Source organism: Acinetobacter courvalinii (genome assembly GCF_014635545.1).
Classification (GTDB): Bacteria; Pseudomonadota; Gammaproteobacteria; order Pseudomonadales; family Moraxellaceae; genus Acinetobacter; species Acinetobacter courvalinii.
Genome location: NZ_BMDA01000001.1, coordinates 998,087 through 1,013,921 on the forward strand (window position 1 = coordinate 998,087; position 15,835 = coordinate 1,013,921).

Annotated in this window: 15 protein-coding genes; 9 read left to right on the forward strand and 6 right to left on the reverse strand. The window is 40.3% G+C overall.

Annotated features, from left to right (window positions below):
- Positions 1-37 precede the first annotated feature (37 nt).
- Positions 38-586 (forward strand): helix-turn-helix domain-containing protein, encoded by a 549-nt coding sequence (locus IEV39_RS04445; protein ID WP_005286223.1) that lies wholly within the window; start codon positions 38-40, stop codon positions 584-586.
- A gap of 113 nt (positions 587-699) precedes the next feature.
- On the forward strand, positions 700-1,380 hold the full coding sequence (gene pyrF, locus IEV39_RS04450; RefSeq protein ID WP_005286221.1) for an orotidine-5'-phosphate decarboxylase: 681 nt from the start codon (positions 700-702) through the stop codon (positions 1,378-1,380).
- A 12-nt stretch (positions 1,381-1,392) separates the two neighbouring features.
- On the opposite strand, the gene IEV39_RS04455 is transcribed toward pyrF, so the two are convergent.
- Positions 1,393-2,310, reverse strand: coding sequence for a LysO family transporter (locus tag IEV39_RS04455; RefSeq protein ID WP_005286218.1), 918 nt, complete (start codon positions 2,308-2,310; stop codon positions 1,393-1,395).
- Between the two features lie 208 nt (positions 2,311-2,518).
- On the opposite strand from IEV39_RS04455, the gene IEV39_RS04460 reads away from it, so the two are divergent.
- Positions 2,519-3,094 (forward strand): TetR/AcrR family transcriptional regulator, encoded by a 576-nt coding sequence (locus tag IEV39_RS04460; RefSeq protein WP_005286216.1) that lies wholly within the window; start codon positions 2,519-2,521, stop codon positions 3,092-3,094.
- 26 nt (positions 3,095-3,120) lie between these two features.
- Here the strand turns inward: IEV39_RS04460 and IEV39_RS04465 are convergent, their stop codons facing one another.
- The gene (locus IEV39_RS04465) at positions 3,121-4,347 is read right to left on the reverse strand and encodes a multidrug effflux MFS transporter (protein ID WP_005286214.1); all 1,227 of its coding nucleotides are present in this window, start codon (positions 4,345-4,347) and stop codon (positions 3,121-3,123) included.
- A gap of 235 nt (positions 4,348-4,582) precedes the next feature.
- Positions 4,583-6,097, reverse strand: a complete 1,515-nt coding sequence (locus tag IEV39_RS04470; protein ID WP_005286212.1) for a flavin-containing monooxygenase — start codon at positions 6,095-6,097, stop codon at positions 4,583-4,585.
- Positions 6,098-6,252: 155 nt separating this feature from the next.
- Here IEV39_RS04470 and IEV39_RS04475 point away from each other — a divergent pair, with 155 nt between their 5' ends.
- The 5 genes from IEV39_RS04475 to IEV39_RS04495 all read left to right on the forward strand — a co-directional run bounded on the left by IEV39_RS04475 (position 6,253) and on the right by IEV39_RS04495 (position 12,535).
- Entirely contained in the window at positions 6,253-7,272 is a 1,020-nt protein-coding gene (locus tag IEV39_RS04475) for an AraC family transcriptional regulator (RefSeq protein WP_005286209.1), read from the forward strand.
- Between the two features lie 118 nt (positions 7,273-7,390).
- On the forward strand, positions 7,391-8,536 hold the full coding sequence (gene zapE / locus IEV39_RS04480; protein ID WP_009512745.1) for a cell division protein ZapE: 1,146 nt from the start codon (positions 7,391-7,393) through the stop codon (positions 8,534-8,536).
- A gap of 290 nt (positions 8,537-8,826) precedes the next feature.
- Entirely contained in the window at positions 8,827-10,989 is a 2,163-nt protein-coding gene (locus IEV39_RS04485) for a malate synthase G (RefSeq protein ID WP_005286203.1), read from the forward strand.
- 181 nt (positions 10,990-11,170) lie between these two features.
- Positions 11,171-11,791 (forward strand): 2OG-Fe(II) oxygenase, encoded by a 621-nt coding sequence (locus IEV39_RS04490; protein ID WP_005230781.1) that lies wholly within the window; start codon positions 11,171-11,173, stop codon positions 11,789-11,791.
- Between the two features lie 78 nt (positions 11,792-11,869).
- Positions 11,870-12,535: an SOS response-associated peptidase gene (locus tag IEV39_RS04495; protein ID WP_005286198.1), complete on the forward strand. Its 666-nt coding sequence runs from the start codon at positions 11,870-11,872 to the stop codon at positions 12,533-12,535.
- Positions 12,536-12,585: 50 nt separating this feature from the next.
- Here the strand turns inward: IEV39_RS04495 and IEV39_RS04500 are convergent, their stop codons facing one another.
- On the reverse strand, positions 12,586-13,050 hold the full coding sequence (locus IEV39_RS04500) for a MarR family winged helix-turn-helix transcriptional regulator (RefSeq protein ID WP_005230779.1): 465 nt from the start codon (positions 13,048-13,050) through the stop codon (positions 12,586-12,588).
- Positions 13,051-13,697: 647 nt separating this feature from the next.
- Positions 13,698-14,555, reverse strand: a complete 858-nt coding sequence (locus IEV39_RS04505; RefSeq protein ID WP_005286195.1) for an alpha/beta hydrolase family protein — start codon at positions 14,553-14,555, stop codon at positions 13,698-13,700.
- 136 nt (positions 14,556-14,691) lie between these two features.
- Between IEV39_RS04505 and IEV39_RS04510 the strand changes: the two genes are divergently transcribed.
- Entirely contained in the window at positions 14,692-15,147 is a 456-nt protein-coding gene (locus IEV39_RS04510; protein WP_005286193.1) for a hypothetical protein, read from the forward strand.
- A gap of 13 nt (positions 15,148-15,160) precedes the next feature.
- On the opposite strand, the gene IEV39_RS04515 is transcribed toward IEV39_RS04510, so the two are convergent.
- A complete protein-coding gene (locus IEV39_RS04515; RefSeq protein WP_005230776.1) occupies positions 15,161-15,421 on the reverse strand; it encodes a hypothetical protein in 261 nt (86 codons plus the stop codon).
- Positions 15,422-15,835: the final 414 nt, after the last annotated feature.

Here is a 15,835-nt window from a genome sequence, read left to right on the forward strand (position 1 = left end):
GTTCGTCAAAACGAACATTCGTTTTTTATGGTGGGTTATGGCGTTGCCAATTGAAATTGTTGCAAAAGGATTGCAAAGAGAGAGACAAAAAGCAGGATTGTCGTTGGCTGAGGTCGCACGTCGTGCAGGTATAGCCAAATCAACCTTATCGCAATTGGAGGCCGCACAAGGCAATCCAAGTCTGGAAACCTTATGGGCCTTGTGTGTGGCTTTGGATATTCCATTTGCCAAGTTAATGGAAAGTAATATTGCACAAACTCAAGTCATACGTTTTGGTGAAGGGCCATCCGTTTCATCTGAAATTGCCCATTATCAGGCTATTCTATTGGCCAATTGCCCAACGGGTGCCCGACGAGATGTGTATATGCTCACCACCCAACCTGGTGAACCGCGTTGTAGTCAGCCGCATTCTATCGGCAGCATTGAGCATATTGTGATTATGAAAGGTCAGGCCAGAGTCGGCTTAATTTCCGAGCCGATCTTGCTTAATGAAGGAGACTACATTTGTTATCCTGCCGATCAACCGCATATCTTTGAAGCTTTACAAGCGGATACCAGAGCCATCCTGATCTCTGAACAAAGATAGCGATGATTTCCCTGTGCTATAAAGTCTTTTTTGCATTATGCGTAGATTGTTACTTTGTTCATGGGGTGAATCACTTTATAATTAACTGATTTTTATGTGATGGAACTAGATTCGTGAGTATTATTGTTGCCCTAGACGCAAAAAGCCAATATGACGCCTTAACAATTGTTGATCAGCTTGATCCGTCACTTTGCCGTGTAAAAGTTGGCAAAGAGCTTTTTACTCATGAAGGCCCATCAATTGTGAAGAACTTGCAAGACAAAGGTTTTGACGTTTTTCTTGATTTAAAATTCCATGATATTCCCAATACCACAGCTCAAGCGGTATGTGCTGCTGCCGACTTAGGGGTATGGATGGTCAATGTGCATGCTTCAGGTGGCCGCAAGATGATGGAAACCTGTGTTGAGCGATTGAAAGCAGGTAACTATCAGACTCAACTGATTGCAGTGACTGTTTTAACCTCAATGGGACGTGAAGATTTACTCGATATCGGTCTGGATATCGAGCCAGTTGAACAGGTGAAGCGTTTAGCCAAACTTACGCAGGAAAGTGGACTGGATGGTGTGGTGTGTTCAGCCCAAGAAGCGAAAATCCTTCGTGATCTGTTAGGTCAGCAGTTTGCATTGGTGACTCCGGGTATTCGTCCAGAGGGTTCAAATGCGGATGACCAAAAACGTATTGTAACCCCAAAACAGGCAATCCTTGATGGTTCAACGCATTTAGTGATAGGTCGTCCAATCACTAAAGCGGAAAAACCGACTGAGATGTTGAAATCAATTTTGGCTTCGATTTAATGAAGTCGAAGGTTAAAACCTCATACTAAGAAATAAACTGATCAAGAGTGGTGCGAGCAGCGATAGAATCAATCCACTCATCATGGCATGTGGGACATAATGTGTGCCACATGACTGTTTCACCATCGCAAGCGTCACATCCATTGAAGTCGCACCCGCACTGGAAATCGCCGAGCGTGGAAAGCGCCAACCTAGACAATACATCAATAAAATTGCAAAAATTTCCCTAAATAGATCGGTTAACAGGGCAATACCTCCCAGTTTGGCCGAGTGCAGTTCGGTAAATAAAATCCCAGACATTGAATACCAGCCATAACCTTGTGCTAGGGCCATGACTTCATTTAGGCTGTAATGCTTCGATAGAATAAAATAATTCAGAATTGCTGCCAGACAAGATCCGATGAATGCAGCCACAGGCACCAGTAAAATTCTCCAGCTTAACCAGCTACGATCGAATTGAGTAAAGGCCAGCTCAACGCCAATCAAGAAAATAAAGATCAGTAATAAATACCAGCTATTAAAGGCGATCTGCAGGTCTAAGCTTTGAATGAGCATCCCCAAGCCAATCCCGGCCGCCAAGGCCAGAAAGGCTTTGCCAATATTCTTTAGCGCATTGAGAAACAGGTGCAGTGAGATTTTTCCTTGCACACTTTGCCGATCAATCAGCTTATAGGTCATTAAACAAATGAAAAAAGAACCAATTGACGTGGTAAATGCAATGAGTAGCGCAGGTGGCAAGATGGTTGCTGGATTCTGAATATGATTCAGTGCCTGAGTCAGTTCAAAGGCAACACTGACCAGTAAAATATAAGAAAAATAGGGAAGAATTTTAAAGACGAATTTTTTTAGCGACGGAGATAAATGTGGTGCTACAAAATAGCCTAAGCCAATACAAACAAAAATCTGGAAAATCAGAACGAAAGAGGTCATACAATCAGAGCGTTTACAGTGCTGATTTATTATGCAGGGAAATCTTATACTTGGGTAGGTTTATATATCATTTGATCAAGAAAGTTTAGGCTTGTAAAGCTTCTGGAATTCTTATGCTATTGGGATATGCAGATTGAATGCGCTGATTCAGCTATGCATATCGCATCAGGTGAAATATACTTTTATCAGTACAAGAGGTAGATGATTTGTGACAGCAGCCAAGATTCAAAAATATGCATTACAACGTTTTGCAAAACAGGGCTTTGCAGCCACGTCATTAAATGAAATTGCAACCGATGTTGGTATCAAGAAACCTTCGATTTATGCTCATTTCAAGAATAAGGATGAACTTTATCTTAGCCTGATTCCGATCATGATTGATGAAGAGCTGGGCTATGCCCAAACGGTTTTGCAAGGTGGAGAACAGCTCCAGCAGCAATTGCATGATTATTTTATCAGTATTGAACAGCGCTTTAACGCCTCTTATGCGGTTCAGTTCTGGATGAATGCCTTGATCAGTCCACCTGTGCATTTGTATGATCAGGTGATTGAGCCGATGCATGTATTCATGGCTGATCTGGAACAGCTATTTTCGCAAGCAATTCAGAATTCTGAAGTCATTAAAAATCAGCATCAACTCGACGCTCAGACCCTTGCTCGGGTATGCATGAGTTTTGTGGATGCCTTGCAAAGTGAATTGATCTATGGCGGTCGAGAAAAGTTTCGACTTCGTCTGGATGCCATCTTAAAGGCATTGAATGTATTGATCAGTACCTCAATTTAAAAGGGTACTGATACTGTTGAATATCGTTATTCAGCTTCTGCGACAGGAAAGCTAGCCCGTTGCCCTGAGGCGGCAAAGATAGACAACCCTAGTGCGATGCTGCCACAGATGAATAAACTCGCGGGAAGCAGGCTGATATTAACCTCGATCAAACTCACCATAAAACCAATCAGTGACGCAAGCGCATATTGGAGTAAGCCCATCAAGGATGATGCTGCGCCAGTCAAATGCTGCGGGCTTTGTTGCATAGTCAGTGCGGTGACGTTACCAAAGATAAACCCGGTCGACCAGATACTCAGTCCCAAAAGTACAATGTATTGCCATAAGTTTAAATCATAAAAAGACACTCCCAATAAGAGCGCCAAGCTGGCCCCACTAAATATACACATACCGAGGACCAGCAAGCGTTGCGCCGACCAGCGTTTTAAGAGCAAGATTGAAACCTGTCCAAAAATGATTAGCCCAATCGCATTGGCCGCGAATAAGGTGCTAAAGGTTTCATTATGAATATGATAATGCTGAATAAAAATAAAAGGAGACTGGCTCAGGTAAACAAAGAAAGCACCTAAGATAAAACCACCCGCAAGAGTGTAGGCCATAAAGCTTTTATTTAAGCTCAATGTTTGATAGCTGGTTCTGATGGTGGTGAGCTGGAGTGGCTGGCGATACTCAAGTTTTAAGGTTTCGGGTATGGCGTAATTGCCCCACAACCATAAGAGTGTACCGAGTACGGCCAATATATAGAAAATAAGCGTCCATGATCCGAATCGAAGAATAAAGCTACCGAATAAAGGTGCAATGATGGGAATGATCATCATCACTTGCATCAGGATCGAAAAGTTTTTGGCACTGCTTTGCGCATCACATATATCGGAAATAATTGCTCTGGGTACCACTAATCCAGCCGATGCGCCTATGGCCTGTAAGAATCGCGCAGCCAGTAACCATTCAATCGACGGTGCAATTGCAGCCAGTAATGAACCCAAAATAAAGATTGCAATACCGATTAATAACGGTTTGCGTCGACCAAAATGGTCCAGCAAAGGCCCATAAATCCCTTGACCTATGGCAAGACCAATTAGAAACACCGACAGGGTGAGCTGGATATGCCCGGGTGTGGTTGCAAAGCTTTCGGCAAGTAGTGGAAATGCAGGTAAATAAATATCAATTGCCAGTGCATCTAAGGCGGTAAATAAGGACATCAGTAGTAACAAAGACCAACTGATTTTAGAGATTGGCGGAGCAGATTGCATATCTTTTAGACTCTAGGGCAAGAAGGAAGTGAACAGACATTATTTGACTACCTAACGATAGGTAGTTAAAATCTTAGCATGAATTTTTCGTTTTTGCCTATAAAAAGAAATGCAGTTTTAAATTGGAAATGATAAAGAAATAAAAGAGGACAAGTAGGAGGTGTAAGTCGTTGTATCATTCTAAAATAAAAAAGCCCCTGAGACGTTCAAGGGCTTTTTAGCTGTATTTTGCTAATTATGCAGCATCGGATTTGGCAGAAGTTGAGTGACTAATAAAATTATAATCAGCCACGTTTACTTTGCGTGTCTCAAGCCAGTATCTCCAGGTATAGGTAGGCCATAATGAAAAGTTTTTGCCATCAGCAGCTTGATACCAACTGCTACAGCCACCCGCTTGCCAGACCGTGCCTTTCAGTTGCTCTTGTACACGTTCATTGAACTGATCCTGAACATCCTGCTTGATTTCGACAGCTTGCGTCTTGGTTTGATCGACGGTTTGAATCAGTTGCAGAATATAGTTCACTTGTGATTCGATCATGAAAATTACAGAGTTATGACCAAGAATAGTATTGGGTCCAAGTAACTGGAACAAATTCGGGAAGTTTTTGGTGCTGATACCATAATAGCTTTCCGCACCATCTTTCCATGCCTGTTTCAGTTCAATGCCATTACGACCAATACAGTTGAAATGCTTTAAATAAATGCGTGGATCGGTAATGAAGCCCGTACCATAAATCAGGCAATCTATTTGGCGTTCTTTACCATCTTTGGTCATGATCCCGTTCGCTGTAATTTCCTGAATAGCATCCGTCACCAGTTCAACATTGTCACGGTTAAAGGTCGGGAAGTATTTATTAGAAATCAAAATACGCTTGCAGCCCATGACAAAATCAGGGGTCAGTTTTTTCGCCAGTTCTTTGTCCTTGACCTGCAAACGGATAAAAGCTTCTGCCAGTTTTTGGCCGTATTTCATGATTTTTGGCTGCACAATCGGTACAACACGAGATTCATTGGTCCAGTACAGGCGGGTTCTGTGAATCTGACGATAAATATTCGACGCTTTAAAGAGTGTTTTGCTGAGCTGCGAGTATTTACGTTCATCACGCGGAATGACCCAGGCAGCAGTACGTTGCAATACATAGAGCTGCTTAACTTCGGGTGCGATTTCTGGAATGTACTGAATGGCACTACCACCTGTGCCAATAGATGCAACGGATTTACCTGTTAAATCATAATCGTGATCCCATTGGGACGAATGGAAGACTTTGCCCTTAAAACTTTCAATGCCTTTGACATGAGGAATTTGTGGAACATGCAGCGGGCCAGAAGCAAAGATCACAAATTGAGCTTCGAGGGTGGCCTGATCTTTAAAGTCTAGGGTCCAGACATTGCGGTTTTCATCAAACTCGGCTTTGGTCACTTCATGTCCGAATTTGCAATAGTCTTTTAATTGATATTGTGCTGTGATGTCCTGAATATAGGTAAAAATCTCATCTGCTTCTGCATAACGTTTTGACCAGTCGGTTTTTGGCGCAAAAGACAGGGAATACATATGTGACTGCACATCGCATGCTGCCCCCGGATATTGGTTTTCACGCCATGTACCACCGACGTCATTGGTTTTTTCTAAAATTACAAAATCATTAATTTGACTTTGCAACAGGCGAATGGCCATCGCTAAACCACCAAAACCTGCACCAATAATTGCCACTTTTGTTTTTTGAATCGCATTTTTGGTTACATTACCCATAGCTTATATCCTGTACAGCTAAATTTTGTGCCAGTTTAACGGTTTTATCGAGATTAAATATGATTGTACCGACGTAAAACTTGACCATTTCGGCAATTCATTTGCTCAGGTTTTTATAGTAAAACATTAAAGTTTTGAGAACTGCATTAGGAACTATGAAGAGATCTATCCTCGGATTGATGTATTTGATTCAGGGCATGCGTCATGTCGGCATTGATGTGGATGCACGTTTAGCCAACATGGGTATACACGCCGATGCCTTAGATCCAGGTTCAATTATTCCTGATGAGATCGAATGGGATATCTTGCAACATATTAGTCAGGATATTTCACCTGAACAAGGTCTGTTCATCGGGCAGCATTATGCGCTGGCAGGTTATGGGCCATTCCTGATGCTGTTGGTGACCAGTGAAACCTTACATAAGGCATTGTTGAATGGTGTGCAGTTTCAGCAATTAACCCATTTGTTTGGTTCTTTACATCTCGAAATTAAAGAAGATTTTATTTATCTGTTCTATCAGCCGGTTGATCTAAATACACATTTAGGGCAATTGCGCGCGCAATGTGAAATTTCAGGGACCTATAAGTTCTTACAAGATATTTTTAAAATGATGGGGCTGGAGATTCCGAATATCCGGATCGAATTGCCATTTACCCGCCCGAAAGACTTAAATTTGCTTGCAGCGTATCAGGATTATTATGGGCAGGATGTCAAATTTGGATGCAGAGAGGCTGCCTTCATATTAGAAAATACCCAAATACTTAACATTAAAATTCCCTCTGCTGATGTGTTGACCTATCGCATTTATGAAGAAAAATGCCTAGCGGATATTCAAAATCTAGAAAAAAGTGCCAGTCTGAAATTGACCGTGGTGGAGTATGTGAAGGATTATCTGGAAATGCAAAACGGTGTCATTCCGACCATGGCGGAAACGGCCTGTGCCTTGCATATTCCTGAGCGCACGTTAAGACATCAATTGCAGCAAATGCAGACCAGCTATAAGGAAATTCGTGAAAAGCTGATTCAACAGAAGGCGATAAAATTCATCGAAAACAGTTCATATTCGATTGAACAGGTGGCCGAAATGTTAGGTTATTCTGAACCGGCAGCGTTTAATCATGCCTTTAAAAGATGGTTTGGACTGAGTCCAAGACAATATAACCGCCATCATTAAATGATTAAAAATGGTACATTATGATGTTTAAACTCCATGATAATTAAGCCTAAAATCTAATGTCATTGAACAGAATGTTCGATATAATTTTCACCAATTAAAATTGCAATAACACCTTATGTCAAATTCTAAACCAGACTCACATAGCACTGCATTTATCCCAACGTCACCTGCTGAGCGTTATACTCAAGCACTTGAGTCAGGACAATTCATGCCAGATGAAGCACAAGCTCAGGCTGTGCGAGAGTTAGACCGAGTATGGAAAGAGTTACTCACCCGTTATAAGGCTTCCAAGAAGGCGTTTCGACGTTTCCGTCGTCAAACCTATCCGAAAGGCGTTTATATGTGGGGTGGTGTAGGTCGTGGCAAAACGTGGTTGATGGATCAGTTTTATGAATCTGTTCCATTCCGCCGTAAAATGCGTATGCACTTCCATCACTTTATGCAACATGTCCACAAAGAGTTGAATAAGCTTGCAGGTCAACGCAATCCTTTAGATTTGGTTGCAGATCAGATTTATAAAGATGCTGTTGTAATTTGCTTTGACGAATTTTTCGTATCGAACGTTACTGATGCAATGATCCTGAGCGATTTATTCCAGAAGCTATTTGAACGTGGCATTACACTGGTTGCAACTTCAAATATTGCACCAGATGGCTTATATAAGAACGGGATTCATCGTGACCGTTTCTTGCCAACCATTGAGCTGGTCAAGAAAAACTGCGTAGTCTTAAACGTAGATGCCGGCGTGGATTATCGTCTACGTGTCTTGAAACAAGCGCAACTGTTCAAGTATCCATTAACCGATGATGCCCAAGCTTGGTTATCAGGTCGTTTTAAAGCATTGACCCAGACGCAGGCACAATCTAATTCTCCAATCATGATCAATAATCGTGTAGTAGAGACTTTAGGTCATACTGAAGATGTATTGTGGTGTGAATTCTCGGAACTATGTTTTAAACCGCGTAGCCCGGCCGACTTTATTGAAATTGCCAACATTTACAATACTGTATTGGTGAGTAATGTTCCGCATTTGACTGATTTCCTGTCTGAAGGGACACGTCGTTTTATTTATCTGGTCGATGAATTTTATGACCGTGGTGTAAAACTGATTCTTACCTCTGAAGATTCAATCATTGATCTGTATGAAGGTGAGAAACTGGCATTTGAAATTGAACGGACGCGTTCACGTTTACTGGAAATGCAATCGGATGATTATCTGCATTCAGAGCATCGGCAGATTCAGGTCGCACAGACCTCATAAATCACAAAGGCATTCTTCGGAATGCCTTTTTTTATAAAGTTACGTGCATAACACTTTATTCCTGATTGAATTTTGTTATAACTAGATGAGTTTGAAAAGGGAGTATGTTGCATAACTAAAAAGAAAAGTATCTGTATTTGATATTTTGATGAATATAAAAAATCTTGTTTGTCAATACGTCTAATAGGGAAAATGCTTACTATTTAGGAATGTGATATTACTATTCAGGCTAGTATAAATCAGTATACTAGAATTCTTGTTATAAAAAGTTAGCACCATCAGGAAAGACAATGACTGTACGTATTCAAAAAGGCAAGCTAGCGATTGCTAAAGAACTTTATGATTTCATCGAAAATGAAGCTTTACCAGGGACTGGTTTAGAGAGTGAAACTTACTGGAAAAACTTCGAGCAAGTCGTTGTCGACCTTAGCCCAAAGAACAAGGCATTATTGGCTAAGCGTGATGATCTTCAAGCGAAGATTGATGAATGGCATCGTAATAATAAATTTGAACTTAATGCTTATAAAGCATTCTTGACCGAAATCGGTTATCTGGTACCTGAAGTTGCAGACTTCAAAGTCAGCACTGAAAATGTAGATGAAGAAATTGCTTTACTTGCAGGCCCACAATTGGTTGTACCTGTACGTAATGCACGTTACTGCCTAAACGCAGCCAATGCGCGTTGGGGTTCGTTATATGATGCGCTTTACGGTACAGATGTCATCTCTGAAGAGGGCGGCGCAGAAAAAGGTAAGGGCTATAACCCGGTACGTGGTGACAAGGTTATCGCTTTTGCTAAGGACTTCTTAAACCAGACTTTCCCATTGGCACAAGGTTCACATGCAGATGCAACCCAATATGCGGTAGTAAACAACGCTTTGGCTGTGACTTTAAAAGATGGTTCAACCACTACTTTGGCGCATCCATCTCAATTTGTTGGCTTCAATGGCGATGCTGCGGCTCCTGCAGAAATCGTTTTATTAAATAATGGCTTGCATGTAATCATTGAGATTGATGCAAATAGCCCGGTAGGTAAAACTGATGCTGCGGGTGTCAAAGACTTAACCCTTGAAGCTGCTGTAACCACGATTCAGGATTTGGAAGATTCGGTTGCTGCGGTCGATGCAGAAGAGAAAGTTGAAGGCTACCGTAACTGGTTAGGCTTGATGAAAGGTGACTTGCAAGAGTCAATCGAGAAAAATGGTAAAACCATTACCCGTGCCTTAAATAAAGACCGTACCGTTCAAAACCTGATTGGTGGTACAACCACTTTACATGGTCGTTCATTGATGTTGCTTCGTAATGTTGGACATTTGATGACAAACCCTGCGATCCTTGTAGATGGCGAAGAAGTGTTTGAAGGCATCATGGATGCACTAATCACGCCGTTACTTACCGTTGCGGATATTCGTGGTCAAAACGAGAATAAAAACTCTCGTAAAGGCTCAATGTATATTGTTAAGCCTAAAATGCATGGTCCAGAAGAAGTTGCGTTTGCCGTTGAATTGTTTGAACGTGCTGAACAAGCGATTGGTTTACCAGAAAAATCGCTCAAAATCGGCATTATGGACGAAGAGCGCCGTACCTCTGTCAACCTGAAGAACTGTATTGCTGCTGCAAAAGACCGTACTATCTTCATCAACACGGGCTTTATGGACCGTACGGGTGATGAAATCCATACCTCTATGGAAGCTGCACCAGTGGTTCGTAAAGAAGCAGTTAAAACACAAAAATGGATTGCTGCTTACGAAAACCGTAACGTTGCCATTGGTTTGGCATGCGGTTTACAAGGCAAAGCGCAAATTGGTAAAGGCATGTGGCCAAAACCAGACAGCATGAAAGATATGTTGGCGACTAAAACTGCGCATCCAAATGCAGGTGCATCGTGTGCATGGGTTCCATCTCCAACAGGTGCGGTACTTCATGCCTTGCATTATCACCAGATCAATGTAAAAGCACGCCAAGACGAATTGGCTGCTGAAAACATGTTGTCTTTAGATGACTTGTTAACACCGCCGTTTGCAGCAGAAACCAACTGGACTGCAGAAGAGTTAAACAACGAACTTGAAAATAACTGTCAAGGTATCTTGGGTTATGTAGTTCGCTGGGTCGATTTAGGTGTTGGCTGTTCTAAAGTGCCAGATATCAACAATGTAGGCTTGATGGAAGACCGTGCAACATTACGTATTTCATCTCAACACGTTGCAAACTGGTTGCGTCACGGGATCGTAACGCGTGAACAGGTTGAAGAAGTGCTTAAGCGCATGGCTGTGATTGTAGACCAGCAAAATGCCAATGATCCACTTTATACGCCAATGGCACCTAACTTCGATGGTATTGCATTCCAGGCAGCGTCTGACCTGATCTTTAAAGGTGCAGAGCAGCCATCGGGTTATACAGAGCCATTACTCCATGCCGCACGTTTAAAATTAAAAGGTTATACCGGTGATTAATTTCATCTGAATAAAGAAGCCTCTTCGGAGGCTTTTTTTATAGCTGCGATTCAGAAAAACAAGGTATCTGCTTGCTTTGTTTGGGTGAGGATCAAATATTGTTAAAAACAGGATTAAACAGATTAGCGCTGAAATATTTGTTATAATTATCGCAGTTTGATCATTTAGCCGAATCATAGCGATGTCACAAATTCTAAAATTAGATGCTTTAAAACAGGCGCAGGTTTCAACTACGCCATATCCTTACTTTGTGGTGGAAAATTCAATTGTAGACAGCGAAGTGAAAGCTGTGATTCAGGATTTTCCAAAGATTGAACAAGGTGGAAGCTATAACATTGAAGATGTTGAAATTAAGCCTAATTTTGATCGTTTCTTAAAATCATTAGATACCAAAGAATTTCGTCAGATTTTAACTGAAAAATTTGATGTGGATGTGATGGAACATCCGATGATGATCACGTTACGTGGTTATTCACGTCAAAAAGATGGCCGGATTCACTCGGATTCAAAAACCAAACTGCTGACTATCCTGATTTATTTAAATGAATCTTGGGATGCACCTACTGGCCGTCTACGTATCTTGAATGATGAAAAGAACATGGATGACTATGTGGCTGAGATTGATGCGGGTCCAGGGACATTAGTTGCCTTTAAAGTCACGGATAATGGCTGGCATGGCTATGTTCCTTATGAAGGACAGCGTCAATCAATCCAGATCAATTTTTTAACCAGCGATAAAGCCAATGCCAAGCATCGCTTTATTCATGGCTTAAGTGCAAAAATGAAAAAATTATTTGGATAAATTTTTCCATAAAAAGGGAGGTGAATAAACCTCCTTTTTTTAACTTTAAATTTTGCGAGTTACACCCATATAACAGTCATGTGTGCCAATTTTAAACCCTTGACCATTGAACAAGCGCTGCAGTTGGGCTTGCCTCCGATTCCATTCGAATATGTGGAAGAGGTCTATCCGAGCTATAAAACCCCGTTGCTATTTAAATCGGACCACGGCTATGAATGGCGTGAGGTGTTATTTGGTTTGGTGCCGAAATGGTCGGAAGATACCAATATTTCCAAGCATACCTATAATGCCCGACATGAAACACTGTTTCAAAAACCGAGTTTTCTGGAAGCTGCCTCAAAATGTAAATTCGGCGTCATTCCAGTGACCGAGTTTTATGAAAGTAAATATATTGACAATAAGCCGCAACGTTGGGCAGTCCGTCGCAAAGATGGAAAAGCTTTCTTTATCGCTGCTTTATATGAGATCCGCAAACTGAATGATCAGGTGATCCGTTCGGCCACCATGCTGACCATGAATGCCATAGACCACCCGATGATGAAGGATTTCCATGAACCGGGGGATGTTAAACGATCGGTCGTGGTGATTCCGCATGAGCGCTTAGATGAATGGTTAAGCTTAAAACAACCTCATCAGCTGTATGAGTTTATGCAAGGTTTTCCGGTGGAAGAGTTTGAGTGCCTACATGTACCAAAGGCAAAAATAGAAAAAGTCACACCCCAGCTAAATATGTTTGATTTATAATTTTTCAAATCAAAAAAAGGCTTCCTGATGAAGCCTTTTTTATCATTGTATTAACGTGCGAGATTTTTAAACATATGTCGCAGGATTTCCATGGTCTTCTCGATTTGTAATGGTGTCAAACCGTCAAAAGACTGTTCCAGGATTATGGCGGTCAGATCATTGATTTTGGTAATCATTTCCTGACCTTTTTCAGTCAGATGAACACGGGTAATACGTCCATCTTCCTTGCACGAATAAGTATCAATATAGCCTTCATCTTTGAGGCGATATACGATCTTGGTCGTGGTCGACATTTTTGAAATGACCATCTCAGAAAGTTCAGATACGCTGGCATGAGGTTTGACGTGCAAGGCAATCAGAATACGGCGACGTGAATTGTCTAGACCATACTTTTTCAGTACATTATCGATGTTTTGGACATACTGAGCATTTACTTGAGAAATCCAGTAAAAAGGGAAGTCTTCCAGATTAAATGAATCGGCTGTAGGTAAAAAACGCGCATATTTTTTTGGCATTACTTATTTCCTATGCTTGCACAAGGAGCTAATCCAATTTAGCTCTAAGATTCCATGAAATGTCTACAATTTGCCTGTTAACAAAAATCCCTTTCCTGATTTTTTTAACATTCCATTTTTAACATCTTTGTCCGAAGATAATTTGTAAATTATCTTTGTTCTGAATAGAGAAGTCATCATAAAAGTCACATAAATCAGCTATTAAAGATGAACTATCCAGTCGTCTAACCCCTAACGGGATTCTACAGTTTTACAGCTGTGCTGGACTATAGAATATTTGTATTGTAGAAAAAAAATACGAATTTTGACGTGACATTTTTATAAAAATTTCTGTCTAAAATGTCATAAATATACAAAATCAATATATTTATAAAATAAATAAAGCTTAAATAAATAGCGAATACATAAGTTTGCTTTGAACAAGTGGTTAAAATGTGACTTGTGAAATCTTTTTTAAAAGATGAATAAATACATTCTTTGTCACACTTTTCTCGTAAATTTATAAAAAGATGCTTAGGGCAATCAGGTTGTGTTGTATTTTTTAGAAACAGCATACAAAAAAACGCACCTCAACAGGATTACAGGTTGAGATGCGCAAAGCAGAACAGGCAATGAACTTAAACCTTAAACCTTTTTAACGGTCCAGATTAAATCCGTAATTCACTTTCCAATATTGGCCAGATCTTTTGATGTGATTTCTTGAACATCAGCATGTGTCCAATCTGCTTATATCCAAGCTGTTGCGGATTCAGTTCAATTAATTTGGTCTGTGCATTCGGATACAAACGAAGTAAATCTTTGACATTGCTGTGCGTCGCAATTTCATCATCGGTTGCCCAGAACGATGTGATAGGGCATTGAATTTGCTGATGATAATCTTCAAAAATAGTTTTTCCTATGGCATTCATGACATAACCGGGCTTACTACAAAACTCAGCCCATTGTTTTGCAACATTTTTAGGCAGGTTTTCACCCATCCCGATAAATTGAGTTGCGCCATAACCTTTAACAAAGCTCGAAACTGGGAAAATGACATTGAACATCAGCGGTGCGAGTACCTTGGTTTTACCTTTGAGGCCTTTGACATGGCCTGTTGAGCCCGCAATTGCTAATACTTTGGCAACCTTGTGATAATTTGAAGCGATGCCAAGCAGTTGTCCTCCGGCACTATGGCCAACAATAATGACTTTTTCCGCTTGTGTACGATTCAACAATGCCTCAATTGCAGCAGGAATGTCATAAATTCCCCAGTCATTAATGCTTGCTGTGGAGTCTTTTAATGCACCATGTAAGGATTCCCCAATTCCGCGGAAATCAAAACTCAATACTGGATAACCTTGTTGATTCAACCATTGGGCAAATGCATGATAAAAATTTTTGGTGATACCAGTTGCTGGGCAGATTAGAATCGGGTAGGGCTTATCGGAATTGAGTACTGGATAGAATTGAGCAGCAAGTTGATAGCCGTCCTTGCAACTGATCCAGAAAGATTCAACGCTATTCATGGAAACGATACTCTGATGTATATATAGGATTACTTTACATAAGTTCCAAAAAGAAACCCGTTTAAAAAATGACTTAAAAGTCAAACTTTATGTTATATAACCGTATAAAACAAAGTATAGGAAATCTGGAAAGAACATGTATGTATTAAATACAGCAACGCAATTGGCTATTGTATTCAGTGGTATTTTTCTTTGGGTGGGGATGATAACCGGGGTCTGGAAGTATTATCAGATCAGACAGTCTGAACTGGCCAGAGCACACTATTATGTGGATATCGCTCATCGGAGTAGTCTGCTATATGCATCTGCAAGCCTGATTTTAGCTGCACTTAGCTATTTCACGGTTTTATCTGATCAGCTTGTTTTATTCTGTGTGGTTGCAAACTTATTCTTTTTTGCGATGTCGATTTTGATTTATATCTTGCATGGTGTATTAAAGGACACCACCAATCAGTTTAAGCAACCGCATAAAGTGGGGCGGTTGAATTTGCCAGTATGGTGCATGTCGTTGATGATGTTAACTTTAATTATGGTCGAGTTAGGCGCTACAACAGTGTTGTTATGGGGAACAATAGCGAAGTTTTTAAATTAAAAAAAATGGATGATTACTCATCCATTCTCCCTAGAGAATTTTTTTGGCGTGCTACGCTTAACTGTCGAAACTTTCGATCGACGATCGCCCACATACAAAAGGCAACAGAGACAATCAATGCATATGCAAAATATTCAGGTTTTAAATTACCTTTAATTGTGCCTTGAAATAACAACGTAACCATTAAGGCGAGCGTTGTGGTTGCATATACTACTGTATCATTTGCCTTCAGAGCGTTAATGAAGACTTGCTTGTTGAAATGTATTGATAACATCTCCATCCCTCCTTGTTGTGACGACAAAACCATGCGTTTTTGTCTGAATTGTTTTTTAAGTTGTACTGGTATTTTCTGAGCATTTCAAGAGCAAAAAGGGGGATTTTGAAAATAAATTTTTGAATGTATTGATTTATAAAGGTTTAAAGTATTTTTTATATTAATTTATAGTATTTTTTAGTTAAATATTGGTCGATATTTTTACAATATGAAATATTTATAAGGGGTATATAAAGTGAGTGATATCACTTTATCGTAAAATATCTACTATCACCACATCAATGTAAATAAGTAATTTTTATCCTTGCCTGATCAAAAAGGAAAGATTTGTCGTAAACAAAAAATGAACATTGGATAAAAGAACATTTTTTGTATAGCTAAAATCATGTTTGGGTAAAACATCATTTTAACGAC

Bases quoted from the DNA above. Each gene is read 5' to 3' on its own strand.
- IEV39_RS04455 (WP_005286218.1), bottom strand. From the start codon at position 2,310: ATGACCTCTTTCGTTCTGATTTTCCAGATTTTTGTTTGTATTGGCTTA.
- zapE (WP_009512745.1), top strand. From the start codon at position 7,391: ATGTCAAATTCTAAACCAGACTCACATAGCACTGCATTTATCCCAACG.
- IEV39_RS04500 (WP_005230779.1), bottom strand. From the start codon at position 13,050: ATGCCAAAAAAATATGCGCGTTTTTTACCTACAGCCGATTCATTTAAT.
- IEV39_RS04505 (WP_005286195.1), bottom strand. From the start codon at position 14,555: ATGAATAGCGTTGAATCTTTCTGGATCAGTTGCAAGGACGGCTATCAA.
- IEV39_RS04515 (WP_005230776.1), bottom strand. From the start codon at position 15,421: ATGTTATCAATACATTTCAACAAGCAAGTCTTCATTAACGCTCTGAAG.
- IEV39_RS04470 (WP_005286212.1), bottom strand. From the start codon at position 6,097: ATGGGTAATGTAACCAAAAATGCGATTCAAAAAACAAAAGTGGCAATT.
- IEV39_RS04445 (WP_005286223.1), top strand. From the start codon at position 38: ATGGCGTTGCCAATTGAAATTGTTGCAAAAGGATTGCAAAGAGAGAGA.
- IEV39_RS04475 (WP_005286209.1), top strand. From the start codon at position 6,253: ATGAAGAGATCTATCCTCGGATTGATGTATTTGATTCAGGGCATGCGT.
- IEV39_RS04485 (WP_005286203.1), top strand. From the start codon at position 8,827: ATGACTGTACGTATTCAAAAAGGCAAGCTAGCGATTGCTAAAGAACTT.
- IEV39_RS04490 (WP_005230781.1), top strand. From the start codon at position 11,171: ATGTCACAAATTCTAAAATTAGATGCTTTAAAACAGGCGCAGGTTTCA.
- IEV39_RS04495 (WP_005286198.1), top strand. From the start codon at position 11,870: ATGTGTGCCAATTTTAAACCCTTGACCATTGAACAAGCGCTGCAGTTG.
- IEV39_RS04465 (WP_005286214.1), bottom strand. From the start codon at position 4,347: ATGCAATCTGCTCCGCCAATCTCTAAAATCAGTTGGTCTTTGTTACTA.
- IEV39_RS04510 (WP_005286193.1), top strand. From the start codon at position 14,692: ATGTATGTATTAAATACAGCAACGCAATTGGCTATTGTATTCAGTGGT.